Origin of the sequence: Hymenobacter antarcticus, assembly GCF_039539545.1 — a bacterium.
GTDB lineage: Bacteria > Bacteroidota > Bacteroidia > Cytophagales > Hymenobacteraceae > Hymenobacter > Hymenobacter antarcticus.
The window spans coordinates 1-24,356 of the sequence record NZ_BAABDI010000001.1; the positions used below are offsets into that span (position 1 = coordinate 1).

General features: G+C 61.1%; 16 protein-coding genes and 1 pseudogene. 10 read left to right on the forward strand and 7 right to left on the reverse strand.

Going from position 1 to position 24,356, the window contains the following annotated elements:
* Window positions 1–128 (forward strand): annotated as a pseudogene (locus tag ABD819_RS00005) (IS481 family transposase); the annotation flags it as partial.
* Between the two features lie 192 nt (window positions 129–320).
* Here the strand turns inward: ABD819_RS00005 and ABD819_RS00010 are convergent.
* Window positions 321–1,319, reverse strand: coding sequence for an aspartate-semialdehyde dehydrogenase (locus ABD819_RS00010; protein WP_345119694.1), 999 nt, complete (start codon window positions 1,317–1,319; stop codon window positions 321–323).
* Window positions 1,320–1,632: 313 nt separating this feature from the next.
* Between ABD819_RS00010 and ABD819_RS00015 the strand changes: the two genes are divergently transcribed.
* Window positions 1,633–4,227, forward strand: coding sequence for a lamin tail domain-containing protein (locus tag ABD819_RS00015; protein WP_345119695.1), 2,595 nt, complete (start codon window positions 1,633–1,635; stop codon window positions 4,225–4,227).
* Here the strand turns inward: ABD819_RS00015 and ABD819_RS21465 are convergent.
* Together ABD819_RS21465 and ABD819_RS21470 are read right to left on the reverse strand one after the other, a co-directional pair.
* On the reverse strand, window positions 4,159–4,572 hold the full coding sequence (locus ABD819_RS21465; RefSeq protein WP_425553862.1) for a transposase: 414 nt from the start codon (window positions 4,570–4,572) through the stop codon (window positions 4,159–4,161). The two genes, ABD819_RS00015 and ABD819_RS21465, sit on opposite strands and share 69 nt — an antisense overlap.
* Window positions 4,573–4,669: 97 nt before the next feature.
* Window positions 4,670–4,897: a DUF4007 family protein gene (locus ABD819_RS21470; RefSeq protein WP_425553895.1), complete on the reverse strand. Its 228-nt coding sequence runs from the start codon at window positions 4,895–4,897 to the stop codon at window positions 4,670–4,672.
* Between the two features lie 760 nt (window positions 4,898–5,657).
* On the opposite strand from ABD819_RS21470, the gene ABD819_RS00020 reads away from it, so the two are divergent.
* Window positions 5,658–6,845 (forward strand): T9SS type A sorting domain-containing protein, encoded by a 1,188-nt coding sequence (locus ABD819_RS00020; protein ID WP_345119696.1) that lies wholly within the window; start codon window positions 5,658–5,660, stop codon window positions 6,843–6,845.
* A 348-nt stretch (window positions 6,846–7,193) separates the two neighbouring features.
* Window positions 7,194–7,484 (forward strand): hypothetical protein, encoded by a 291-nt coding sequence (locus ABD819_RS00025; RefSeq protein WP_345119697.1) that lies wholly within the window; start codon window positions 7,194–7,196, stop codon window positions 7,482–7,484.
* A gap of 80 nt (window positions 7,485–7,564) precedes the next feature.
* Here ABD819_RS00025 and ABD819_RS00030 read toward each other — a convergent pair whose 3' ends face one another.
* On the reverse strand, window positions 7,565–8,332 hold the full coding sequence (locus tag ABD819_RS00030) for an alpha/beta fold hydrolase (RefSeq protein ID WP_345119698.1): 768 nt from the start codon (window positions 8,330–8,332) through the stop codon (window positions 7,565–7,567).
* 249 nt (window positions 8,333–8,581) lie between these two features.
* On the opposite strand from ABD819_RS00030, the gene ABD819_RS00035 reads away from it, so the two are divergent.
* Window positions 8,582–9,415 carry a hypothetical protein gene (locus ABD819_RS00035; RefSeq protein ID WP_345119699.1) on the forward strand — a complete coding sequence of 278 codons (834 nt, stop codon included), beginning with the start codon at window positions 8,582–8,584 and terminating at the stop codon, window positions 9,413–9,415.
* A gap of 254 nt (window positions 9,416–9,669) precedes the next feature.
* Window positions 9,670–12,495 carry a bifunctional transaldolase/phosoglucose isomerase gene (locus ABD819_RS00040; protein WP_345119700.1) on the forward strand — a complete coding sequence of 942 codons (2,826 nt, stop codon included), beginning with the start codon at window positions 9,670–9,672 and terminating at the stop codon, window positions 12,493–12,495.
* Window positions 12,496–12,700: 205 nt separating this feature from the next.
* Here ABD819_RS00040 and ABD819_RS00045 read toward each other — a convergent pair whose 3' ends face one another.
* Entirely contained in the window at window positions 12,701–13,747 is a 1,047-nt protein-coding gene (locus tag ABD819_RS00045) for an aldose epimerase family protein (RefSeq protein ID WP_345119701.1), read from the reverse strand.
* A gap of 428 nt (window positions 13,748–14,175) precedes the next feature.
* Here ABD819_RS00045 and ABD819_RS00050 point away from each other — a divergent pair, with 428 nt between their 5' ends.
* The 3 genes from ABD819_RS00050 (at window position 14,176) to ABD819_RS00060 (ending at window position 16,575) form a co-directional block, all read left to right on the forward strand.
* The gene (locus ABD819_RS00050; protein ID WP_345119702.1) at window positions 14,176–14,529 is read left to right on the forward strand and encodes an ASCH/PUA domain-containing protein; all 354 of its coding nucleotides are present in this window, start codon (window positions 14,176–14,178) and stop codon (window positions 14,527–14,529) included.
* Window positions 14,530–14,737: 208 nt separating this feature from the next.
* Window positions 14,738–16,009, forward strand: coding sequence for an AAA family ATPase (locus ABD819_RS00055; RefSeq protein ID WP_345119703.1), 1,272 nt, complete (start codon window positions 14,738–14,740; stop codon window positions 16,007–16,009).
* A complete protein-coding gene (locus tag ABD819_RS00060) occupies window positions 16,009–16,575 on the forward strand; it encodes a hypothetical protein (RefSeq protein ID WP_345119704.1) in 567 nt (188 codons plus the stop codon). The genes ABD819_RS00055 and ABD819_RS00060 overlap by 1 nt, the downstream gene beginning before the upstream one ends.
* A 67-nt stretch (window positions 16,576–16,642) precedes the next feature.
* Here the strand turns inward: ABD819_RS00060 and dxs are convergent, their stop codons facing one another.
* The gene (gene dxs / locus ABD819_RS00065; RefSeq protein ID WP_345119705.1) at window positions 16,643–18,589 is read right to left on the reverse strand and encodes a 1-deoxy-D-xylulose-5-phosphate synthase; all 1,947 of its coding nucleotides are present in this window, start codon (window positions 18,587–18,589) and stop codon (window positions 16,643–16,645) included.
* Window positions 18,590–18,902: 313 nt separating this feature from the next.
* On the opposite strand from dxs, the gene ABD819_RS00070 reads away from it, so the two are divergent.
* On the forward strand, window positions 18,903–21,851 hold the full coding sequence (locus tag ABD819_RS00070) for a TonB-dependent receptor domain-containing protein (RefSeq protein WP_345119706.1): 2,949 nt from the start codon (window positions 18,903–18,905) through the stop codon (window positions 21,849–21,851).
* A gap of 112 nt (window positions 21,852–21,963) precedes the next feature.
* Here the strand turns inward: ABD819_RS00070 and ABD819_RS00075 are convergent, their stop codons facing one another.
* The gene (locus ABD819_RS00075) at window positions 21,964–24,204 is read right to left on the reverse strand and encodes an efflux RND transporter permease subunit (protein WP_345119707.1); all 2,241 of its coding nucleotides are present in this window, start codon (window positions 24,202–24,204) and stop codon (window positions 21,964–21,966) included.
* Window positions 24,205–24,356: the final 152 nt, after the last annotated feature.

Below are 24,356 nucleotides of genomic sequence, written 5' to 3' on the forward strand. Positions count from 1 at the left end.
ACTTTGCCAAACGCCTCAAACGGCTCAAGGGATTGACACCCTACGAATTTGTTTGTGCGGAATGGCGGAAAAATCCTAGTAGCTTTATTCGAGAACCGACCCACCATACTCCGGGACCATACAGCTAACCTATCTCGACTGAGAAAAGGCTCCTTTCGGTGAACGGTAGGAATCAGCCCATGTTAATGGACATTTTCCGAAAAAGCAAGAATCAGCGCATCCCGCTATCCCTCTGGAAATGCTATTTAATCCGGTTACTCAAATCTGTTTACCGGCTGGCGCACATCTGTGACGAGCGCCAGCGGGTTGGGTAGCAAGCATCACGCTTTTGAGGCCTGTTTGCTCACCAGATACTCGGCAATCTGTACGGCGTTGGTGGCGGCGCCTTTGCGCAGATTATCGGCCACTACCCACATATTCAGCGTTTTGGGCTGGGTTTCGTCGCGGCGCAGGCGGCCCACCAGCACGGCATCGCGGCCGTGGCTGTCTTTGGGCATCGGGTATTGGTTCTGAGCGGGGTTATCCACCAGCTCCACGCCGGGCGTGTTAGTCAGGATTTCGCGCACCTCGGCCATGTCAAATTCCTCGGCAAACTCCACGTTGATGGACTCCGAATGCCCGCCCATCACCGGAATGCGCACGCAGGTAGCTGTGACCCGAATGCTGTCGTCGCCCATGATTTTCCGGGTCTCGTTCACCATTTTCAGCTCCTCCTTGGTATAGCCGCTGGGCTCGAACACGTCGATGTGGGGCAGCACGTTCAGGTCGATGGAGTGCGGGTAGGCGGGATTGCTGGCCGGCTGGCCGGCGCGCTCTTCCAGGAGCTGGTCCACGGCTTTTTTGCCGGTACCGGTCACGCTCTGGTAGGTGCTCACCACGATGCGGCGCACCTGGTATTTCTTGTGCAAATCATTCAAAGCCACCACCATTTGAATAGTGGAGCAATTGGGATTGGCGATGATTTTATCGTCTTCGGTCAGCGTGTCGGCGTTTAGCTCGGGCACCACCAGCTTCTTGGTGGGGTCCATGCGCCAGGCCGAGGAATTGTCGATAACGGTGGTGCCCACGGCGGCAAAGCGCGGGGCGTGCTCCTTGCTCACCGAGCCGCCGGCCGAGAAAATGGCGATATCGGGGCGGGCCGCGATGGCCTCGTCCATGCTCACCACGGGGTATTGGTTGCCTTGATACTCCACGAGCTGGCCCACCGATTTGGCGGAGGCCACGGGCAATAATTCGGTCAGGGGAAAGTGGCGCTCGGCCAGCACTTTCAGCACTTCGGTGCCCACCAGGCCGGTGGCACCCACAATGGCAAGTTTCATGGGACTGGGAAATCAGAACGGTCCTCCAACGGTACCGTCGGGCGCAAAGGTCGGCAGGAACGGCGCAATGCGTTACGGCAAGCGGTTGGGGCACGTTGGACGAGTACCCCGAATTTCCAATTCGGCCCGTGCGCACATCCCGAAACGCCCGTTCCGACAAACCCCACGGACCGAATTGAAAATTCGGGGTACTCCGCCAATGGCTCCTCACCAACGCAAACGGTTTCCAGGACAATCGGGAACTCCCCAAAAGTGCGGAATATCACTCTAATGGGCTTACATTGGGCACAGCTAAGACTCCCTCGTTATTCAAATGAAGCAACTGCTACTGTTACTCTTCCTGTTGCCCCTGCTGGCCAGCGCCCAACTGCGCGACGATTTCACCGACGGCAACTTCACCGCCAACCCCACCTGGACCGGCGACGCATCCAGCTTTCAGGTAGCCGCGCAGCAGCTGCAAAGCAACGGCCCGGCCGTGACGGGCACTGCCATCCAGCTCAGCACGCCCAGCCAGGCCAGCACCGGCACCGTGTGGGAATTCTGGGCCAACCTGAAGCTGGCCACCAGCTCCGGCAACCTCGCCGACGTGTGGCTGATGGCCTCCCAAGCCGACCTCAAAAACCCCAACAACTCGGGCTACTTCGTGCGCCTCGGTGGCACCGACGACGAAGTGAGCCTGTTTCGCAAAGACTCGACCCGCGCCGCCGTGCTCGTCGTCGACGGCCTGAATGGCACGCTGGCCAGCCTCACCAACAACCTGGTGCGCGTGCGCGTGACCCGCAGCACCGCCAACCGCTGGACTCTGGAGCGCGACCTCAGCGGCGGCCGCACCTTCGTGGCCGAGGCCGCCCAGCCCATCGATGCCACCTACCAGCGCAGCGTAGCCCTGGGCGTGTCGCTGCTGTATTCATTGGCCAACAACCGCAGCTTTTACTTCGACGACTTTGCCGTAACCGACGCCACGGCCCCGCTCCTGCTCCGCGCCGTGCCCGTGGATTCGCGCCAGGTGAACGTGGCCTTTAATGAAACCCTGGACCCGGCCAGCGCCACGATTCTGGCCAACTACCGCCTGCAAAACGGGGCGGTGCCCACGACGGCCCAGGTGCTCAGCAATAACCCGGCAGTAGTGCGCCTCACCTTCGCCGCCGACTTTACCACGACCAATGTGCTGGAAGTGCGCAACATGGCCGACCTGTTCGGCAACGTGGCGGCGGGGCCACTCACGGCCGCGTTTGCCGGGCCGCCCGTGGCCCCGCAGGTGGGCGACCTGCTCATCACCGAGATTTTTGCGGATGAAACCCCGCAGATTGGCCTGCCGCTGTCGGAGTATATTGAGATTTACAACCGCAGCGCCACCAGGGTTATCAGCCTGGGCGGCGTGCGGCTGGGCAAGGGCGGCACCACCACGGTAGCCGTGCTGCCCGATACCGCCCGCCTGCTCCCGGGCCAATACGCCATCGTGTGCGGCAGCACGCGGGTGCTGCAATTTGCCGGCTACGGCAAGGTGTACGGCCCCACCAATTTCCCCTCGCTCAGCAACGGCGGCGACCAGCTGGTGCTGCGTGGCCGCGATGGCCGCACGCTATTCGAGGTGACTTACTCGGACTCCTGGTACCGCGACGCCCGCAAGAAAGACGGCGGCTGGAGCCTGGAAATGATTGACACCAACAACTACTGCGCCGGGGCTAATAACTGGATTGCCAGCTCCGACCCCATCGGCGGCACGCCCGCCCGCGCCAACTCGGCGCGCGCCGCCAACCCCGATGCCCGGGCCCCCACCCTGCTCCGGGCCCTGGCCCTGAATGCCACCACCGTGCGGGCCTATTTCTCCGAAAAGCTCGACAGCACCACGGCCGCCACCCTGAGCCGCTACGGGCTGAGCCCGGCCACCACCATCACGCGGGCCGCGCCCGTGGCCCCCGATTTCCGGCAGGTCGACCTGACCCTGGCCGCGCCCCTGACCGCCAGCCGACCCCTCACGCTGGCCGTGCAAACGGCCACCGACTGCGTCGGCAATGCCAGCGGCCCCTTGCAGTCGGCCACGTTTGCCCTGCCCGAGGCGGCGGTGAGTGGCGACGTGGTGATTAACGAGCTGCTGTTCAACCCCCGCGTGGGGGCGGTGCGGTTTGTGGAGCTGCTGAACCGCAGCCCGAAATACCTGAACCTGCAGGGCTGGCAGTTTCTGCGGGGCCGCGTGAACGGCAAAGCCACGGCCACGCAGCTTACCAGCGGCCCGCTGGTGATGGCGCCCGGCCAGGTGCTGGCCTTCACCACCGACGTGGCCAGCATCCAGGCGCAGTATCCCACCAGCCACGACCCCGCCAACCTGGTGGAAGTAGCCAGCCTGCCGTCGTTTGCTGACGTGGACACGGTGTTTTTGCTGAACGGCAGCGGCATGGAGCTGGACCGGCTGGCCTATTCCAAAAAACTGCATCTGAGCCTGTTATCTACCCAGGAAGGCGTGTCGCTGGAGCGCATCCGCACCAGCGGGGCCAGCCTGGGCAGCAACTTCCACTCGGCGGCCGGCGCGGTGGGCTACGCCACGCCCGGCCGGCCCAACTCGCAGGCGCAGGACGAGCTCGGCGGCAACCAGGAACTGACCGTGACCCCGGAAATCTTCACCCCCGACGACGACGGCCAGCAGGATTTCACCACCCTCAACTTCCACCTCGACCAGCCCGGCTACGTCGCCACCGTGACGGTATACGATGCCCTGGGCCGCCTCACGCGCCGCCTCGTGCGCAACGAAACCCTGCCCACCACCGGCTTCGTGCAGTGGGACGGCATTGATGATAGAGGCCGCAAAGCCGCCGTGGGCTACTACATTCTGCTGGTCGAGCTATTCCGCCCCAGCAGCGGCGAGAAGCGCGAGTATAAGAAGACGGTGGTGCTGGGCGCGCGGTTTTGAGGCTGCGCTAAATGAGGAATGAGGGTGCTGGCCGCAGTGTAGCGCGCTGCGCGTAACTGCGGCCAGCACCGGTTTATTGCATACGTTATTGAGGACGAGCATTTTGTTCTTGCCTTCGGCCACCTTTCGCTCGTAGTAAGCCTTCAGCGGCTTGCACCAGCGCACGGCCGGGAGCATGGCCAGATGCAGCAGGGCCTTGACGCGCTTGTTGGCGTAGTCACTCACGCGGGACTGGCCCCGGTGCCGGCCCGAGCTGCGCGCAAAGAGTACCACGCTGGCGTAGCACCTGGAGTCGGTACGGTCGCGAAACGCGTTGGTGGTCAGCAGTATTTCCGTGGTCAGCACCGGTCACACGCCCGGCACGGAGGTGAGCTGTCCAAAGACCGTTTGGGCGTTGGGCATGGGCAGAGACGATAACTCCTGTGCGGCATCGCGGACGATGTTACCGGAAAGGCTGAACGGTCTGGCCATAACATTCTTGTAGCACTTCAGCGAGGTTGATTTGGTCTTTCTTGACAGTTAGCACTCGGTTGCCCGCCGTGCTCGAATAGACGATGGCATTTGGGTAGTATGCCATCATTTCTTCAATCTTGTAAAATAGCCCTTTCTCGTTCAGGGCAAACACTAGCCCTGGCGAGTCAGGCGCAACTTCGAGGTCGGTGAAGCCAATGGTGTCGCCTTACACCTCCATTTTCCAGGATTACCAGCAGCACTTACCTGCCAGGGCAATGCCTGGTTGAAGTGGTACCCAAGCATCGCAAGAGGGCTTTCCACAGCATTGGCCCATCCACAAATCGTAGCAGATGGCGCAGAATCGCCGACGGTTTCGAGCAGGCGGCTGATGCCGGGCTTCGGGCAATTGCTCGACGGCAAACCACAGGACCAGTGAGGGGGAAAAAGTAAGACAGGTGCAATGGCCCAGGTGCTATCTAGCCCGCCCAAATGCAAACTCTTCCTCGATGCAATAGATACCCCTAAGCTTTTATCTAGTTTCGTATATTATATTTTATATATAACATATTATTGATAAGCAGTAAATTGAGCGCTTTGTAAAATTTATTTTGTAATTATTAACTGAATCATAACTTGTTTACAAATATTATAATCAATATTTACACAGAAAGTTACTATCAGCAGTCTGGGTTACTCCACATGCATTACTCCTTATATTCAATTCGAATACGCTTGCCAACCTCAACCCTGATGCATTATGCGTCGAAGCATGAGCAAAGCTTGTTCACAAGACTGTGTTTTTTCTCAAAATACCTTTTTACCATTCAATAAAATCTTTCTCCATGAATACTCTCTTTACTCCGACTACACAGCAACCAAATTATCGGAAAGCCGCATTTCTTGGGGCTCTCGTTTTGCTGCTGAGCCCGCTGAGCGGTTGGGCTCAAACCGTTCAACTCCAACAAGACTTTGAGGGCATGGCTTCCCCCTCGGCTCCTTATGTTGGCTATGCAAATGCGCCCACCATTACCACGGCTCTCACCGTGACAGCCAACGGCCGGCCCAATGATGCTCCGTACTATTCACAAGTATTGGGCAACCGTGCCTGGAATGTGGTCAACGGGGGGACTGGCACACAGACGGAAACCGTTGCGTTCCGCAACATCCGGTTTGCTCCGGGTTCGACAGGCAACAGCATCGAGTTTTTGCTGACGGCACTCTCTGACGTACCAAACAACGGCTTGTTCTTAGCCGACAGAGTCACGGTGGATATCAGCCCTGACTACGGCACCACGTTCTACCCAGTAGCGACTATTACCGGAAACGATGGGCCAGGATATGCCAATGGGGTTACCTGGGGATACGCTGGCAACATCATTGCCCCGGGAGGAAGCACGGCTCAGGGTTCCTTCAACGGCCTGACTCCATCGGCCGGGGCAACGGTCAATACGCCGCCGCTGGACCCAAGCATCGACCCAAAATCCAATGCGGGGAGTCTTACCGGAACCGCTGGGTTCGGCAAGGTGCGCATCACCATCACCAACTCGATAAATGTGCTGCTGCGGATTAGAATGGCGAATACCCGGAATAACCAAATCTGGGGCGTGGATGGCTTAAAGGTGTTCAGCAGCGCGCCCACGCCGTTGCCCGTCGAGCTTACCCACTTCGATGCCACCGCCAAAGCACAGGGCGTGAACCTGAGCTGGGCCACGGCCAGCGAGAAAAACAACGACTATTTCAACGTGCAGCGTAGCGCCACCGGCCAGGAGTTCCAAACCATTGCCACCGTTATGGGCCAGGGCAACAGCACCAGCGCGCACAAATACACCCTGCTGGATAGCCGCCCACTGACTGGCTTGGCCTACTACCGCCTGCGTCAGGTCGATACCGACGGGACCAGTGTATTCTCCCCCGTCGTCACCGTGAAAGGGCAATTGCATACCGACATCGCAGTGTATCCGAACCCCAGCACCGGCACGCTGACGCTACCGGCTACCGTTGGCACCGTGCGCTACAACATTATTAATGCCCTGGGCCAAACTATGCTGAGTGGCCAGGCGGCCGGCAACGACCAGCTCGATATTACTAAACTGACCAAAGGAATTTTTTTCCTGGAGCTGGCCGGTGAAGCCGGCCGCACGACCCAGCGCCTGGTGCGCGAATAAGACGGGTATTCTTGCGGGACGGGCACCCCCTCCCGACGGCTACAATCATCGTGCGGCAAGAGTAGCTCGGCTTGTATTGTTTACCCAAAAAATGCCGGTGGTGGTCCAAATTAGGATGATTTAGATTTTATTATTGCGAAATCAATTTCGGGGAAAGCTGCCCCAACAGACATCCAAAAGGCTCTTTTGATGGCTGGCTAATTGATTGAATCTTGTTTTTCATCCCACTTTGGACCACCAAACGGAGCTTCTGTCACGGTTACCAACCGCCGGGGCGAATCGGTGTATACTGGCACCACGCCGGCTGCTGTTATGCTCAAATCGGGCTCAAGCTTTTTCAAGCGCGAGATGTACAAGCTCGACTTTAACCTGCCTGGTTACGGCACGAAAACCACCACGCTGGAGGCCGACGTGAATGGCTGGTATTTTGGCAACCTCGTATTCGGAGGAGCCATCGGAATGCTCATCGTGGACCCTGCATCGGGCGCGATGTACCGCATTGCTCAGAAAGATGTGCAGGTGTCACTGTCTAAAACTGAAGCGATGAACTTCCTGAAGCCCTCGCCCACCGACTTGCAAATTGTTTCTATTGACCAGGTACCGGCAGCTCTGCGCGACCATGTGGTGCCGCTGAAATAGTAAGTGCCTAGTTCGGGCAAAAAGCAAAAAAGCGCTGGTTTCACCAGCGCTTTTTTGCTTTTTGCCCACTCATTACTCGCTCATTGCCCAAACACCGCCGCCGCCAGTGCCAGCACGGCCCGGCGCGTGGGCTCGGGCTGCTCCAGATACGCCTGGTGGCCGCTGCCTTCCAGAAACAGGGCGTGGCCCTCGGCGGGCAGCGCGGCCTGGCGCACGGCATCGTCGAAATGCACGGCTACGTCGTGCTTGCCGGCCACCATCAGCACCGGGAATTTGGCGGTGGCCAGCACTTTGGTGCGCTCGGGGCGGGCGGCCATGCCGCGCATGGCCCCGGTGATGGTGGCAACGGGCGTGGCCTTGCCAATTTCTTCCAGCAGCGCCCGGGCATCGGTCAGCTTATCACGGTTCGACGGCGCGAAGAGCGGGCGCACGAACGACTCCATGAACTTGGCCACGCCGTACTTTTCCACGAATCCGATGTTTTTCTCACGGTTCTGGCGCTTCTCGTCGGTATCGGCCAGGGCCGTGGAGTTGATGAGCGCCAGGCCGGCCACGCGTTGGGGCCAGCGCTCGGCCAGGGCCAGGGCCACGTAGCCGCCCATGCTGTGGCAGACCAGCAGCACGGGCTCGGGGCAGCCCTTTTGGTTGAGGTAATCGATGACGTGGCGGGCCTGGGCCTCCATCGAAAAATCGGGCACGGGGGCCAGGTTGGTGCCATGGCCCAGCAGGTTGGGCACCAGCAAGCGGTAGCCGTCGGGAAAAGTGCGGGTGAAATCGGTCCAGACCTCGCGGCTTTCGGCAAAGCCGTGGAGGAAAACGATGGTGGGCAGGTTGGGGGTAACGGACATGGGGGCAAATACCTTGCGAGACGGGTGGCGCGGCGATTTCGGAAGCTGCTCCGGCCGGGGCAGCACCGCGCCAGGAGCTCAGTTTTGTCAAAATTACTCATGCGGCGGCAGCAAGGTAGCCGCGCTTCTCCCCCGCGTGTTCCGCCACGTAGCCGGGCGCTGAACAATCACGCCAGCCCGGAGCTTAGGCAGGAGTAAATTACCCTCACTATGAAGCTCTTAGACCTTGTAAAGAAAACTTACCATCCTGTGCACGACTTCTGGGAGAGCCGCCGCACCAATTATTTCATCAGCGGGGTGCTGGTCAGCGTTTTCGTGCTGTGCATGGTGGTGGCCCTGCTCAATTACCTCGGCTGGCTGCCGGTGGGCGGCCTGCTGGGCCGGGTGCATTTCCTGCAAGCGGTGGAAATATCGTTTACGCTGCTGCTGTTTTTCGAAATGATAAGCCTGGTGTTCGTCATTCCGCAGTCCATTGCCAATTCCATCGGCAAGCAGATTGAGATTCTGAGCCTGGTGCTGCTGCGCTCGTCGTTCAAGGAATTCTCGCACTACAATTTTCAGCTGCCGCTGCAAAGCCAGCTCGAATCGGTGTACAAAATGGTGTCGGACGGCATCGGCGCGCTGCTGGTCTTTTTGCTGCTCTCCACCTACTACGGCGTGCAGCGCCACCGCGCCGTCACCCAGGAGGGCGACCGGCAGCAGTTCGTGGCCCTGAAGCAGTTTATCGCGCTGCTGGTGCTGGCCACCCTGCTCGTGCTCTCCGGCCACGACCTGGTGTACATGCTGCGCAGTGGCGTCTGGGTGCACTCGGTCGACCGGTTCTACCTGATTCTCATTTTTGCCGACTTGCTGTTTATGCTCGTCGCCTTTCGCTACACGCTGCACTACCCCGATATTTTTCGGTACTCGGCCTTCGTGCTGGTCACGGTTTTCATCCGGTTTTCGCTGCTGGCCCCGGTGTACTACAACGCCCTGCTGAGCTTGTTCTCGGTGCTGTTTGCCATTGCGGTGGTGCATTTCCACAACTTGTTCACCGATGGCCGGCTGGCGTACATCAACAAAAATCAGCCGCCCGAGAGGTAGCGGGCCGAACCTTCGGAGGGTGCGCCGGGCCGGGTTCAGGGTGCCGGATTCTGCTGATGCTGAAGCGCCTTTGTGAAACGGCGAGAACGGGGTGGCGGCGCGCCGGCAATGGGGATAATGACCACTGTGCAGAGCCTGCTATCTCGCCGGCTCAGGCCACCTTATGCGGGCTCTTTTCCCACATTTCGCGGAGCGCCGTTGAAAACAACGCCGTTCTTGCCGGACCTTTGGGCTCCTGAACCAATTGTCTTTCTATGAATCCTCTCGTTGACATCCGCCAGTTCGACCAAAGCCTGTGGCTGGATTTTATCAGCCGCCCGATATTGATTGACGGCAAGTTGCAGCGCCGCATCAGCGACGAAGCCCTGCGCGGCGTCACCTCCAACCCGGCCATTTTTGCCAAAGCCATCGGCGACAGCACCGACTACGACGCGGCCATTGCCGCGCTGGCCACGCAGGGCAAAACCAACGACGAAATCTACACCAGTCTGGCCGTGGCCGACGTGCAGCACGCCTGCGACCTGTTTCGGCCCCTCTACGACGGCGAGGGCCACGGCTCCGACGGCTACGTGAGCCTGGAAGTGTCGCCCACGCTGGTGAACGACACCGAAGGAACCATCACGGAGGGCCTGGAGCTGTGGCACGCCGTGAACCGCCCCAACGTGATGATAAAAGTGCCGGCCACGCTGGAGGGCCTGCCCGCCATCCGTCGCCTCATTGCCGAGGGCGTGAACGTGAACGTGACCCTGATTTTCAGCGTGGAGCGCTACAAATTGGTGGCCGAGGCATTTTTGACTGGCCTCGAAGACCGCGCCGCCGCCGGCAAGCCGCTGGCCCGCATCGATTCAGTAGCCAGCTTCTTTCTCAGCCGCATCGATGTGCTGATTGACCCGCTGCTGGAAAAAATTGCGGCCGAAGGCGGCGAAAAAGGCACCCTGGCGCAAAGCCTGGTGGGCGAAGTGGCCCTGGCCAGCGCCAAGCAGGCGTATCAGCTCTACAAGGAGCTATTTGCCGGCCCGCGTTGGGCCGCGCTGCAAGCCCAGGGAGCCGAAACCCAGCGCCTGCTGTGGGCCAGCACCGGCAACAAAAACCCGAAATACGACGACCTGAAGTACGTCGAAAACCTCATTGGCCCGCACACCGTGAACACCGTGCCGGTGGAAACGCTGGACATTTTCCGCGCCAAAGGCCAGCCCAAAGTGCGCCTCGAAGACGACCTGGAGCAAGCCCAGGAGGTGCTGCGCCGCCTGCCCGAGCTGGGCCTCAACCTGGAAGAGCTGACCAACCACCTGGAAGTGGACGGGGCCAAGAAATTCAACGAGCCCTTCGGTAAGCTGATGGAGTCCATCGACAGCAAGCGCCAGCAGGCCCTCACCGGAGCCGTGGCCGCCGCCACCATGCAGCTGGGCCAGTACCAGGCCGCCGTGGATGCCAAGATTCAGGCCCTGAACCAGCAGGACTTCACCACCGGTTTCTGGGATAAGAAGGCTGATTTGTGGGTGCAGGACGAGGCCGGCCAGGCCAGCATCCGCAGCTTCATGGGCTGGCTGCGCGTGGCCGAGACGATGGTGGGCCGCGTGGCCGAAATCGAGCAGTTTGTGCACGAGGTGAAGGCCGCCGGCTTCAAGCATGTGGTGGTGATGGGCATGGGCGGCAGCACCATGGCCCCCATCGTGTTCAAAGCCGCCTTCGAGCAGGGCGTGGGCGGCCTGCCCATGTCGGTGCTCGACACGACGGACCCCGGCACCGTGCGCGAGATTGAAGCCGCCGTGCCGCTGGCCGACACGCTGTTTATCGTAGCCAGCAAGTCTGGCACCACGGCCGAGCCGCTGGCTTTCGGCGATTATTTCTACGCTAAGCTGAAGGAGCTGAAAGGCGACAAGGCCGGCGAAAACTTCGTGGCCATCACCGACCCGGGCTCCAAATTCGTGACTGCGGCCACGGAGCAGGGCTACCGCCGCATTTTCCTGAACTTCTCGGAAGTGGGCGGGCGCTTCTCAGCCCTCTCCTACTTCGGGCTGGTGCCGGCGGCGCTCTACGGCCTGCCCATCGGCGAGATGCTGGCCCGCGCCGTGCGCATGATGCGCGCCTGCGGTGCCTACGGTCCGGTGGCCCACAACCCCGGCCTGGAGCTGGGCGCGGCGCTGGGCGTGCTGGCCGAGCAGGGCCGCGACAAGCTCACGCTCGTGGTACCCGATGCCCTGGCCGACCTCGGCCTGTGGCTGGAGCAGCTCATCGCCGAAAGCACCGGCAAAGAAGGCAAGGGCATTCTGCCCGTGGCCGGCGAGCCGCTGGGCGACGTGAGCATCTACGGCTCTGACCGCGTGTTTGTGTACGTGGGCTACCAGGGCCAGGCCGATGCAGCCAACACCGACAAGCTGCGCCAATTGCAGCAAGCGGGCCACCCGGTCATCACCATCCTCATGCAGGATGCGCTGGATTTGGGCGCGGAGTTTTACCGCTGGGAAGTGGCCACGGCCGTGGCCAGCGCCGTATTCGGCATCAACCCCTTCGACCAGCCCAACGTGCAGGCCGCCAAAACGGCCACCGATGGCCTGATGAAAGTGGTGGAAACTCAAGGCAGTCTGCCCGAAAAAACCCAGCCCGTGGCCCGCGAAAACGGCGTGGACTACTACGCGGCCGTGAGCGGCACCAATGCCGCCGAGGTGCTGCAAGCCTTCTTCGCCCAGACCAAGCCCGGCGATTTCCTCTGCCTGCAAGCCTACCTCACCGAAAGCCCCGCCGTGAGCGCCAGCCTGCAGGAGCTGCGCCTGCGGGTGCAGCAGCAGCTGCACATCGCCACTACGTCGGGCTACGGACCGCGCTTCCTGCACAGCACCGGCCAGTACCACAAGGGCGGCCCCGACACCGGTTTGTTCGTGCAGTTCACCGACGACAACCCGCAGGACCTGGCCCTGCCCGGCCGCTCCTACACCTTCGGCACCTTCAAAAATGCCCAGGCCCTGGGCGACCTTGAAGCCTTGCAGAGCTACCACCGCCGCACCTTGCGCGTGCACCTCGGCAGCAATGCCGAGCAGGGCCTGAAAACCCTGCTGGCGGCCCTGCCGAAGCTGGGGTAGCTGTCATTGCGAGGCCGGAGGCCGGGGCAATCCGTCCTGTCAAAACCAGGCATTTTCTAAATCGCCAAGCCCCGGTACTGTGTAGTATCGGGGCTTGTCACATTTCAGGGCTGGCCGCTGAGAACAGGACGGATTACGTCTCAGGGCTGGTCGCTGAGAACAGGACGGATTGCCCCGGCCTCCGGCCTCGCAATGACAAATGCCCCTAATGGCGCACCCCAAACTGATAAACCGTACCCGACCGAAACGTTTCTCCCGGCCGCAGAATGGTAGTCGGGAAATCGGGTTGATTCGGCGAATCGGGGAAATGCTGGGTTTCGAGGCAGAAGCCGGCGTGCTGGCCATACACGGTGCCGTTTTTGCCCGTAAGACTGCCATCGAGGAAATTGCCGGTGTAGAGCTGGATGCCCGGTTGGTCCGTCATGACTGCCATCGTGCGGCCGGAGGCGGGGTCGTACACGCTAGCGGTTACCCGCAGGCCTTCATTCAGCACAAAGTTGTGGTCGTAGCCGCCGGGCACCTGCGCTATCCGCTCGCCAATGGCGTGGGGCATCGTGAAATCGAAGGGCGTACCCGCCACGGACCGCAGCTCCCCGGTCGGAATCAGGGTATCGTCGACTACGGTGTAGCGGTCGGCGGCCAGGGTTATTTCGTGACTCAGAATATCCTTGCTCGTGCCGTGGCTCAGGTTGAAGTAGGCGTGGTTGGTGAGGTTGAGGGGCGTGGCCTGGTCGGTGGTGGCGCTGTAGTCGAGGCGCAGGGCGTTATCGGCGGTGAGGGTGTACACCACCGTCACGGTCAGGTTGCCGGGGTAGCCTTCTTCGCCATCGGGGCTGTGGTAGGTCAGGGTCAGGGTTTCGCCGGCGGCTGAGGTACCCAAAGCAGCTTGCCAGATGCGCTGGTCGAAACCCAGGGTGCCGCCGTGCAGGGCGTTGGGGCCGTTGTTGGTGGCGAGGCCGTAGTCCTGGCCGTCGAGCGTGAACCGACCCTTGGCAATGCGGTTGCCATAGCGCCCAATCAGCGCCCCAAAGTAGGGGTTTGACTTGCGGAAGGCCGGACTTTGATAGCCGCTCACCTCGTCAAAACCCAGTACCACGTCACCCAGCTGCCCAGTTTTATCCGGCATCAGCAGGCTGGTGAGCGTGCCACCGTAGCTGCTGATGGTGGCGATGGCCCCGCGAGCATTGCGCAGGGTGAAAAGCTGAACTTCGATGCCGTCGGTGGTGTGGCCGAAAGAGGTAGCAGTGGGCATGAGCGCGGAAAGGCTAAGAGAGTGGAAGCGACGTAATATCGATTCGAAAGTAGGCACTCAGGGCCGGGGCGCGGGTCGGCCACGTTATTTTATTAGCAGCTCCATACCTGGCGTGCGCCTCGATTGAAGCCGAAGCAACGGCCTTCGGTGAGCTGCCGGCCCTGGCTTCCCAAAAGGGCTAATGCCGTCCGTTCAATCGATTGGGGAGGCCGGATTTGCGGCACCTGACAGCCCGCGCCGCCAGTTTCAGCGCATCAAAAAGGAGGTGAACTACTCTGATTTTCTTATTGTTAAGCACTCTTGGACCAAAATAGGTCTGCTATCTTTTCCTTATCTTCAATCTATTCCGATTCCCGTTACCCAAGTCCCGACTCCGGTTGGGCAGGCCACCACGGCACCGGTAGCCTTCTCTCTAAATGACTACTATCATGACCACCACCGTACTATCCCCCGAGCAATTTATTCCGCAGTTTCAAACCCTGAACCCCGCGCAACACCAAAACCACGAGCTGAAAATCTGGCCCGGCTGCTTTGCCGCCGTCAAGGCCGGCAGCAAGCCCTTCGACGTGCGCGAAAACGACCGTAACTTCCAGGTCGGCGACGAGCTGCTGCTCCGCGAATACGAAACCGAAACCGAGCAGTACACCGGCCGCAGCCTCACCCGTTGGGTGAGCTACGTGCTGCAGGGCGGCGTATTCGGCATTCAGCCCGGCTGGTGCGTCCTCGGTTTCAGCGACCAGCCCCCGATACCCAGCGGCATCACCGATATCCGGCTCTGGTAGCCCCCACCTGGTATTTAGGCAAGCAGCTTTGCGGCACCCGCCACAGAGCTTCTCCGTCGTTGCCCCAAATCCCGGTCCGTTCGCCCAGCGCCGCCCTGCCGCCGCTGCAGTAACCTTCGTAGCTTCGGCTACCCCCGCCGCGCGGCGGTTCCCGGCAACGGGGGCCGCCGCGTGTTACTTTTGGGCCCGTCCCTTTGTTGAGAATCTCATGAACGAGCAGCTAGTTGTCAAGAATTTCGGCCCCATCAAAGACGCCACCGTGGACTTTAAGCGGGTGACGGTTTTCATTGGGCCAACGGGTGGCGGGAAGAGCACGCTGGCGAAGCTGGCGGCGATAATGAAGCAAAATGAGATTGTGAAGCAGGAAAAAATCGACCTAGATGACCTCCTAAGTACCTACTCAATCAAAAATTTTGAAACAGAAAGAATGCGGATTGACTGGACTAATTCCAATAGTTTGGGGTTTTCTGTAAACTATAGAAGCAAAGACAACGAGGAAAAAGCCCATACAAAAGCTGTCAACGAATTAAATTCAATGGTTGATATTGCCTATGATTCTCACAAAGTAAAAATCGAATCCTTAATTGATGAAGGAATCAAAGAGGCGTTGGAAGAACTCAGCATTGATATCCAACAAGTACCTATTAATCTATTAGACAGGGTAAAGGAACGCGCTAAAAGGGCAGCAAGTATAGCACTCCTTAAGCACATTGTTTTTCCTACTAAGCCCACTTATATTCCATCAGAACGAGTATTCTTACCCGCAATAGAATACTCATGGGCAGGCCTGATGCGTGATGATATTGGCTTGTCTAAACTCTTGCTAGAATTCGCGAATAGTTTTTCGCTGTCAAGAAAAGAAATTTCTGAACTAGACATTCAATTTCTTAATGTAAAATACCTGCATATAGACGGCCGCGACTTCATCAAAATCCCCGAACGCGAAGAGCCTCTAATGCTTCTAGAAGCCGCCAGCGGCATCCAATCCGTCACGCCGCTGCTGGTGCTGCTGGAGCATCTGAGCCGCAACACTGAGCAGGCGCAGAGCTTCATCATAGAAGAGCCTGAATTAAACCTGTTTCCAACTGCCCAGTTTGAGTTAGTCAAAATACTCGTTGAGAAATGTGCGCGGCTGGATGGCCAAAATGACTTGGTGCTTACCACTCACAGCCCTTACGTCCTCACGGCCTTAAACCTCATGTGCTATGCCTTCCGCATCGCGCAGCAGGACGAGGCCACCGCCAAGAAAGTGGCCCGGCTGATTCCACGCCACTGCTGGATTGACCCTGACCAATTTGCCGCCTACTACGTGGACCGGCCCGACACCAAGCGCAAGCAACAGGTGCGCTCCATCATCAATAAGAAAACCGGCCTGATTGAAGAAAATGAGTTGGATACCGCCTCAGACGAATTAGCCGACGTTTTCGACAAGTTGGTAAAGCTGCGTAAACCGTCGAAAACTGTAGCCAGCGCCAAATAATGAATGCTGAAAAAGTACGCCAGCACTCCCGCGTAGTGGCCGGCAGTTGCCTTGTCACGTTGAATGCCCGCCAAGCCGCGATTTACGACCACAAGAAAGGAGAAGACCAAGCCGCTGAAGACTTACGCATAGACGGGCGCTGCTATCTGCGCTCATCCCGCGAAGAGGGCGACGAATTTGACTTTATTGTCCGAAACGCTAAAGGTCAAGTTTTTCAGTTTTTAGCGGTGGATAAATGCATGTTTACTGACTCCGAAGGAAAAAGGTGTGACTGCATCATATTCAATGAATCGGTCACGCTGTTCATCGAGATGAAAGAGAACAAAGCTCGAACCCGGAAAGAGGGCCGAAAATCAGCTATTCGCCAGCTACGCCAATCAGTCGAATGGTTTCTAAGCGAAGGATTATTGGCCGAACTCGAAACGGTAGAAGTCATCGTTGCTAATGGGATTCACAAACGCCCGCCACGCTTTGACCAAAGTATTATTGACCGAACTACGGAGCTACAGCTAACCTTCCCAAACTTGAACATTCGCTACGGCGAGTTACCGTTCTACAAATTGTAACCACATAAAGAAGCCCCCGCAGCAACTGCTACGGGGGCTTCTTTATATTTAAAAAGCTCTTTCTGACCTACAGCAGCACCGTTTCCCGAGCCGCCGCCGTCATCTTAGCGCTCAGCTCGCGCACGGCCTGGGCGATGCCGGCGGCATCGAAACCACATTCTTTATACAGCTCATCCTGGGTGCCGTGCTCCACCACGCGGTCGGGGATGCCAAGGCGACGGACGGGCAGGCTGAAGCCGTGGTCGGTCAGGAATTCGAGCACGGCCGAACCGAAGCCGCCGGGCAGACAGCCGTCTTCCACCGTCACGATGGCGCGGTAGCGCCGAGCAATGTCGCGCAGCATTTCCTCGTCCAGCGGCTTGCAGAAGCGCATATCGTAGTGGCCCGCCGAGAGACCTTCAGCGGCCAGGGCAGCGGTGGCCTTCACGGCGTAGTTGCCGATGTGGCCGATGCTGAGGATGGCCACACCGCCCTCTTCGCCCTCGCGCACCACGCGGCCCGTGCCAATGGCCACGCGCTGCAATGGCGTGCGCCACTCGGGCATCACGCCCTCGCCGCGCGGGTAGCGAATGCTGAAGGGGCCGGCATTTTCGGGCAGCTGCGCGGTGTACATCAGGTTGCGCAGCTCCTGCTCGTTCATCGGGGCCGATACCACGATGTTGGGGATGCAGCGCATGTAGGCCAGGTCGTAGCAGCCGTGGTGGGTGGGGCCGTCGGCCCCCACGAAGCCGGCGCGGTCGAGGCAGAACACGACGTGCAGGTTTTGCAGGGCGACGTCGTGAATCACCTGGTCGTAGCCGCGCTGCATGAACGTGGAATAGACGTTGCAGAACGGCACCAGCCCCTGCGTGGCCAGGCCGGCCGAGAACGTAACGGCGTGCTGCTCCGCAATGCCCACGTCAAACGTGCGCTCGGGCATGGCGGCCATCATGATGTTCAGCGATGAGCCCGAGGGCATGGCCGGCGTCACGCCCATGATTTTGTCGTTGGCCTGGGCCAGCTCCAGCAGCGTGTGGCCAAACACGTCCTGATACTTGGGCGGCTGGGGTTTATCAGGCGTTTTCTTGGAGATTTCGCCGGTGATTTTGTCGAACAAACCCGGGAAATGCCATAGGGTCTGGTCTTGCTCGGCCAGGGCATAGCCCTTGCCTTTCACCGTGACGCAATGCAGCAGCTTGGGACCGGGAATGGACTTCAGGTCGTTGAGGATGGTGGCGAGATGCTGCACGTCGTGGCCATCCACGGGGCCGAAATAGCGGAATTTCAGCGCCTCAAACAGATTGCTCTGCTTGAGCAGCGTGGCCTTCATAGCCGCTTCTACTTTGCGGGCAATCTGCTGCGGGTTGGGGCCGAATTTGGAGAGCTTACCCAGCACGTTCCACAGCTCGTCGCGCACCTTGTTGTAGGTGCGGGAAGTGGTGATATCGGTCAGGTATTCCTTGAGCGCGCCCACGTTGGGGTCGATGCTCATGCAGTTGTCGTTGAGGATAACCAACAGGTTGGAATTCACCACGCCGGCCTGGTTGAGGGCCTCGAAAGCCATGCCGCCCGTCATGGCCCCGTCGCCGATGACGGCAATGTGCTGGCGGTCGAATTCACCCTTGTAGTCGGAGGCCACGGCCATACCCAGCGCCGCCCCGATGCTGGTGCTGCTGTGGCCCACGCCGAAGGCATCGTACTCGCTTTCGCTGCGCTTGGGAAAGCCCGACATGCCGTGGTAGCGGCGGTTGGTGGGAAACTGCTCGCGGCGGCCGGTGAGGATTTTGTGGCCGTAGGCCTGGTGGCCCACGTCCCAGACCAGCTGGTCGTGGGGCGTATTGAAGACGTAGTGCAGGGCCACGGTCAGCTCGACCACGCCCAGCGAGGCCCCGAAGTGGCCGCCGTAAATGCTGACGGAATCAATGATAAAATCGCGCAGCTCGGTGCTGAGCTGGACTAACTGCTCGGGGGCGAGCTTCTTGAGGTCGTCGGGCGAGTCAATCGCCGCCAGGAGCGGGCCGGGTTCAATTATCATCGGGGCAGGCGTGGTGGGAATGAGTGACGGGGATGTAACCGCCTGACCCGCTAAAAGATTATCGGGCTGGCACAAAGGTACGACCGCGGGCGAAGTGCGGTTGTTAGGCGGCGATAGAATCGGGGCCTTGGTCGGGGATTCGGACTTGATAATCTATTTAATGGCAGCACGGGCGACTTTCAGAAAGACCTTTGCACATCGGCAAGCTGATTGAGGCGATTACTGGTTAAACAAGTAGGCAGCCTTGCCGGAAAGAAGTAAGCCGGATGCAACCTCCGGGCAGAATTATGGCACTTTGGCCGTTATGAATTGTATGAGACAAAAATTACCGGTTAGCGCCGTTTTGCTATCTACCCTGCTGGGCATCAGCCACTTGGCCGCAGGCCAGCAGACTCCGGCCGGAGCACGGCCCGCTCCGGCCGCGCCGGCGGCACCCCGCGCCGCCACGGGCCGCGTAACCGGCACCGTAACCGATGCCGCCACCGGCAAGCCCGTATCGTACGCCACGGTGGCCGTGCTGGAAACGGGCACGGGCAAGGTGGTGAACGGGGGCGTGTGCGGCGACGACGGCAAGTTTGTGCTACCCGGCATTCCGGCGGGCACCTACACGGTGCAGGTGAGCTTCCTGGGCTATAAAAACGAGGCGCGCCCCGGCGTGACCGTGCCTGCCGGCGGTGTGCTCGAGCTGGGCACCGTGGCCCTGGCTGCCACGGCCCAGAAGCTGGGCGAAGTGGTAGTGGTGGCCCAAAAACCGCTGATTGAGGAGCGGGTGGACCGCACGGTGTACAACGCCGAAAACGACCAGACCGCCCGCGGCGGCGACGCCACCGACGTGCTCAAGCGCGTGCCGCTGCTGAGCGTGGACCTGGATGGCAACGTGAGCCTGCGCGGCTCCAGCAACATTCGGGTGCTCATCAATAACAAGCCCTCGACCATCGCGGCCAGCAGCATTGCCGACGCCCTGAAGCAGATTCCGGCCGACCAGATTAAGACCGTGGAGGTCATCACCTCGCCCTCGGCCAAGTACGACGCCGAGGGCTCGGGCGGCATCATCAACATCATCACCAAGCAGAACACGCTGCGCGGGGCCACGCTGGGCGTGGACCTGAGCGTGGGCATCCGGAGCAGCAACCTGAGCCTGAACGGCGGCCTGCGCACCGGCAAAATGGGCTTTTCGCTGGGTGGCTTCGGCCGGGCGACGTACAACGTGCCGGGCGAGTTCTCGAACACGCAGCTGACGCGCAGCATCGCCGATGGCTCGGCCACCACCACGCTGCAATCGGCCAACACGCGCCAGCAGAACGTCTTCGGCCGCTACACGCTGGGCTGGGACTACGATATCGACAAGTTCAATTCGCTGCAGGCCTCCGTGGCCTACGGTACCCGCAGCGGCCAGAACTACCAGGACGGCCTGCTGCGCACCAGCTTCCGGGGCGAGTCTGCCACGGGAACTCCCTTCGGCAGCGACCGGCGCGACACGTATTCGAAGGACCTGTCGGGCACCGTGGATGCCAGCCTGAACTACACGCACAACTTCGAGAAGCCGCAGCACGAGTTCAGCATCCTGACCTTGTTCAGCCGCAACGACCGCACCAACAGCTTCGTCAACAACATTCTGAGCTCGACACAGCCCGGCCCGACCCGGGTTGTGAACGACAACCCCAGCTACAACGAGGAATATACGGTCCAGCTTGACTACCAGAACCCCATCAGCAAAACCCAGATTCTGGAGATGGGGGCGAAGAACATTCTGCGGCGGGTGAATTCGGACTACGCCACCGCCCGCTTCGGCGCCAGCGGCGAGCTGCTGCCCGTCGTGGGGCTTACGTCCAGCAACGTGTTCACCTACCGCCAGAACGTGACGGCCGCCTACGTGGCCTACACCCTGGGGCTGCCCAAAGGCTTTACGCTGAAGCCCGGCCTGCGCTACGAGTACACCACTATCAACGCTGATTTCGCTAATTCCACCGAGGCCGTCAACATTCCCGACTACGGCGTGCTGGTGCCCAGCGTGAACTTCTCGCGCAAGCTCTCGAACGGCAACGTGCTGAAACTGGCCTACAACAAGCGGATTCAGCGCCCGTCGCTGCAATTCCTCAACCCCAACGTCAACGCCCAAAACCCGAAGAACATCAGCTTCGGCAACCCCCTCCTGGACCCTGAGTTCACCAACAACTACGAGCTGGGCTACAGCACGGCCTACAAGCGCCTGAACCTGAATTTCAGCACCTTCATGCGCAACACCACGGGCTCCATCGAGGCCCTGCGCACGGTGCGCGGCCTCGATACGGTGCAAACCAGCTACGCCAACATCGGGCGGCAGAATGCCTACGGCGGCAGCCTGTTTGCCAACATCAACAACGGCAAGCTCAGCCTGAACGCCGGCACCGATTTCTACTACGTCACCCTCACCAACAACGTGCCCGACCGCAATTTCAACGCCGCCAACGAGGGCTGGGTGATGAGCGGCCGGGTGTTTGGTTCCTACAATTTCACGCCGATATGGGGCTTGCAGGCCTTCGTGTTTTACCGCGGCAACCAGGTGCAGCTGCAAGGCGACCAGAGCGGCTTCGGCGTATACAGCCTCAGCGTGAAGCGCGACTTTGCCGAGAAGCGCGGCAGCATCGGCTTTGGGGCCGAGAACTTCTTCTCCGCCTCCGGCATCGTCATCCGCAACAACGTGACCTCGCCCCTCATCGACCAAACCAGCCGCAACCTGCTGCGCAACCTCAGCTTCAAGGTGAACGTGAGCTACCGCATCGGCAAGCTCACGGTGGACCAGCGCCCCCGCCGCGGCAAGAGCATCAACAACGACGACCTCAAAGGTGATGGCGGTGGCGGTGGTGATATTGGTGGCGGTGGCGGTGGCGCTCCTGGCGGCGGTGGCGGGGCCCCGGCCGGCGGCGGTGGCCGCCCGGCTGGCGCACCCGGCACCCGGCCCGCCGGCGCACCCGGTGCGGCCCCCGGCACCCCTGGTGCCCGGCCCGGCGGCTATCCTGGCGCACCCGCTGGCGCGGCTCCCGTAGCGGCCCCGGGCACGCAGCCCGCCCCTGCCCGCGACTCGACCACAACCCAGCCCAACGCAATGCCCGGCCCTGTGCCCGCTACCCCGGCCCCGAGCGTACAGCCGGCCGATTCGACCAACCAGCGGCCCGCCGTCCCGGCCGGCAACCCCATTAACGCGCCAGCCAACGCACCATCGCCGGGCACGACTACGCCGGGCGGCATCACGCCGGCTGGCAGCCCCGGCGGGCGGCCATAGCGGCTCAGGCTATGAAAGTTAGGAGTCAAGAGTTAGGAGTCAAGAGTGAGGACTATATGGGCTTACTATTTAATCTCTTAACTCCTCACTCTTAACTCCTAACTCCTAACTATCACAGCCGGGCTCGCCGGTCGAACCGTTCCAGCACCAGCGGGAAAATCACCAGCTCGCCAAACAGCGCCCCGACGATGGCCACGGCCGTGAGCGCCCCAAACAGCTGCACGGTTTTGAGCGAAGCCAGCAGCATAACCGCGTAGCCGAGAAACAGAATAACGCTGGTGAGCACCACCGTAGGCCCAATGTGGGCCACGGTGGCCCGCCGGGCCACGGCCGGCAGCTCGCCCCGGAGCCGGCCCTGCTGGTAGGCGTGGATGAAGTGAATACTGTCGTCGGTGCAAAGGCTGAGCACGATGGCGGCGATGCTGGCCGTGGCCGCGTCGAGGGCGATGCCCGCCCAGCCCATCACACCCAGCAGCACCAGCACCGGAAACAGGTTGGGCACCACCGCCAGCACCGCCAGCCGGAAATTGCGGATAAATGCCCAGGTGAGCAGAAACACCAGCCCGAACGAGGTGAGCAGGCTGTTGGTCTGGGAGGTGGTGACGTAGGCCGTGATGCGGGCGTACATGGGCTGGTAGCCGGCGGGCGTGACGCGGGCCACCGGCCCCAGCGTGGCCCGCGCAATGCCCAGCACCGTGGCCATGCGGGCAGTGAGCTGCCGGGCCGAGAGCATCGGGCCCGCTACCGTGATGCGGCCCGTCTGGCTGGGCTCGTGCACATACTGCCGGGCCAGGGCCGGGTAGCTGGCCCGCAGCTGCGCGTGCACGGCCCGCACCACGCCCTGGCTGTGCAGGGCGCGGCGGGCTTTGGGGCCAAACCGGGGCTCCAGCGCCGCCAGGTACAGCGACTGAAACCCGAACCCCGCGCCCGCGCCGGGCATGGTTTGCACCGAATCGGCGAAGGCCACGGCGGCTCGCAGCACCCGGCTGCTATCGAGGGTGAGGCCGGGGCGGGGCTGCACCAGCAGCTCCAGGGGCATGTAGGGGCCCCAGGCGGCTTCCATGGCCCGGTGGTCGGTCACGACCACGTAGTCGTCGGGCAGGTAGCCCAGGGTGTAGGTGTCGCTGTGCAGGCGCGGGAGGCCGGCCAGCAGCGCCAGCATAAGGCCCACGGCCAGGGCCGCGAACGCCCGCCGGTGCCGCAGCACCAGCTCGTACAACCGCAGCACCGCGCCCCCGGTGGCGCGGGTGGCCCGCGGCACCGGCCGGGTGAGCGGCAGAATCGTGACCCCCAGCAAGAACGTGAGCCCCAGGCACAGCGCGATACCGAGCGCCGCGAACAACCCGAAATCGCGCAGAATGGCCATCGGGCTGGTGAGCAGCGCCAGGAAGCCGGCGGCCGTGGTCGTCATCGTGAACAGGCAGGGCTGAAACACGTTGCGCAGGGCCTGCAAGGCACTGGCCCGCGGCGTGTCGGTAGCGGCGGTGGGCAGCAGGTTGCGCTCGTTCACCACGTGCATCGAATCGAGAAAGCCCAGCAGGATGATGACGATGGGCAGCAGCACGGTAAGCAGGTTGATACGGTGCCCCAGCGCCCCATACACCCCCAGCGTGAGGTAGGTGGCCAGCCCCACGATACCCAGGGTGTAGAGCAGCAGGTAAAAATTGCGGTAGATGACCAGAAAAATGGTGAACATCAGCAAGTAGCCCACCCCCAGAAAAAGCCCAAAATCGTGCTGCGACAGCTCATTAAGCCCCGCGAATACGACTCCCACCCCGCCCAGCAAGGCCTGCCCGGGGGCGAAGTGCCGGTACACCACGGCCCGCACCCGGCCCAGAATTGCCCCCCGACGATTGTCGAAATCGGGCAATTGGCGCAGCACCACCAGCAGGCGCGTGGCCCGGTAATCGGGGCTGAAAAGCTGCCCGCGCAGCGTGGGCAGCTCGCCCAGGGCCGCCCGCACCGTGCCGGCCGTGGCCCCCGGCGGCAGCAGGGCCCGGGGGGCTTCCGCACCGAGCAGCCCCCCCCGGCCCGGCAGCTCCGTGGTACCGGCGCCCAGCACCTGGGCCACTTCGGGCAGCCCCGCCAGCTCGGCGCTGAGGGCCCGCAGGCCCGCGAAATACCCCGGCGTGAGCACCGTGCGGTCATCCTTCACCACCACCACCACCACTTCGTCGTTGCCGAAGCGCCCCTGAAAGTCGCGGTACGCGGCCAGGGCCGGGTCGTCGGTCAGGAACCAGGCCGACAGGTTGTTATCCACGACCAGGGCGGCCTGCACGCCCGGCCACAGCACTACGCAAGCTACCCCGGTGAGGGCGAGCAGCAGCAGGCGGATTTTATAGAGAAAGGCCATTGGGGGGAGAGGGTCCTGGGCTGATTTAAGAACGTCATGTCGGGCGCAGCCGAGATATCCCGCTCGGGGCAGTACTCCATGCTGTTGCTGCAATTGAGTTACCAAATCACGCGAAATATTCCGGCTGCGCTCGACATGACGGGCCGACGGGC

Excerpts from the sequence above, each read along its gene's own strand:
- ABD819_RS00015 (WP_345119695.1), top strand. The coding sequence starts at position 1,633 with ATGAAGCAACTGCTACTGTTACTCTTCCTGTTGCCCCTGCTGGCCAGC.
- ABD819_RS00075 (WP_345119707.1), bottom strand. The coding sequence starts at position 24,204 with ATGGCCTTTCTCTATAAAATCCGCCTGCTGCTGCTCGCCCTCACCGGG.
- dxs (WP_345119705.1), bottom strand. The coding sequence starts at position 18,589 with ATGATAATTGAACCCGGCCCGCTCCTGGCGGCGATTGACTCGCCCGAC.
- ABD819_RS00030 (WP_345119698.1), bottom strand. The coding sequence starts at position 8,332 with ATGTCCGTTACCCCCAACCTGCCCACCATCGTTTTCCTCCACGGCTTT.
- ABD819_RS00060 (WP_345119704.1), top strand. The coding sequence starts at position 16,009 with ATGAATGCTGAAAAAGTACGCCAGCACTCCCGCGTAGTGGCCGGCAGT.
- ABD819_RS00020 (WP_345119696.1), top strand. The coding sequence starts at position 5,658 with ATGGCTTCCCCCTCGGCTCCTTATGTTGGCTATGCAAATGCGCCCACC.
- ABD819_RS00040 (WP_345119700.1), top strand. The coding sequence starts at position 9,670 with ATGAATCCTCTCGTTGACATCCGCCAGTTCGACCAAAGCCTGTGGCTG.
- ABD819_RS00025 (WP_345119697.1), top strand. The coding sequence starts at position 7,194 with ATGTACAAGCTCGACTTTAACCTGCCTGGTTACGGCACGAAAACCACC.
- ABD819_RS00010 (WP_345119694.1), bottom strand. The coding sequence starts at position 1,319 with ATGAAACTTGCCATTGTGGGTGCCACCGGCCTGGTGGGCACCGAAGTG.
- ABD819_RS00045 (WP_345119701.1), bottom strand. The coding sequence starts at position 13,747 with ATGCCCACTGCTACCTCTTTCGGCCACACCACCGACGGCATCGAAGTT.
- ABD819_RS00070 (WP_345119706.1), top strand. The coding sequence starts at position 18,903 with ATGAGACAAAAATTACCGGTTAGCGCCGTTTTGCTATCTACCCTGCTG.
- ABD819_RS00050 (WP_345119702.1), top strand. The coding sequence starts at position 14,176 with ATGACCACCACCGTACTATCCCCCGAGCAATTTATTCCGCAGTTTCAA.
- ABD819_RS00055 (WP_345119703.1), top strand. The coding sequence starts at position 14,738 with ATGAACGAGCAGCTAGTTGTCAAGAATTTCGGCCCCATCAAAGACGCC.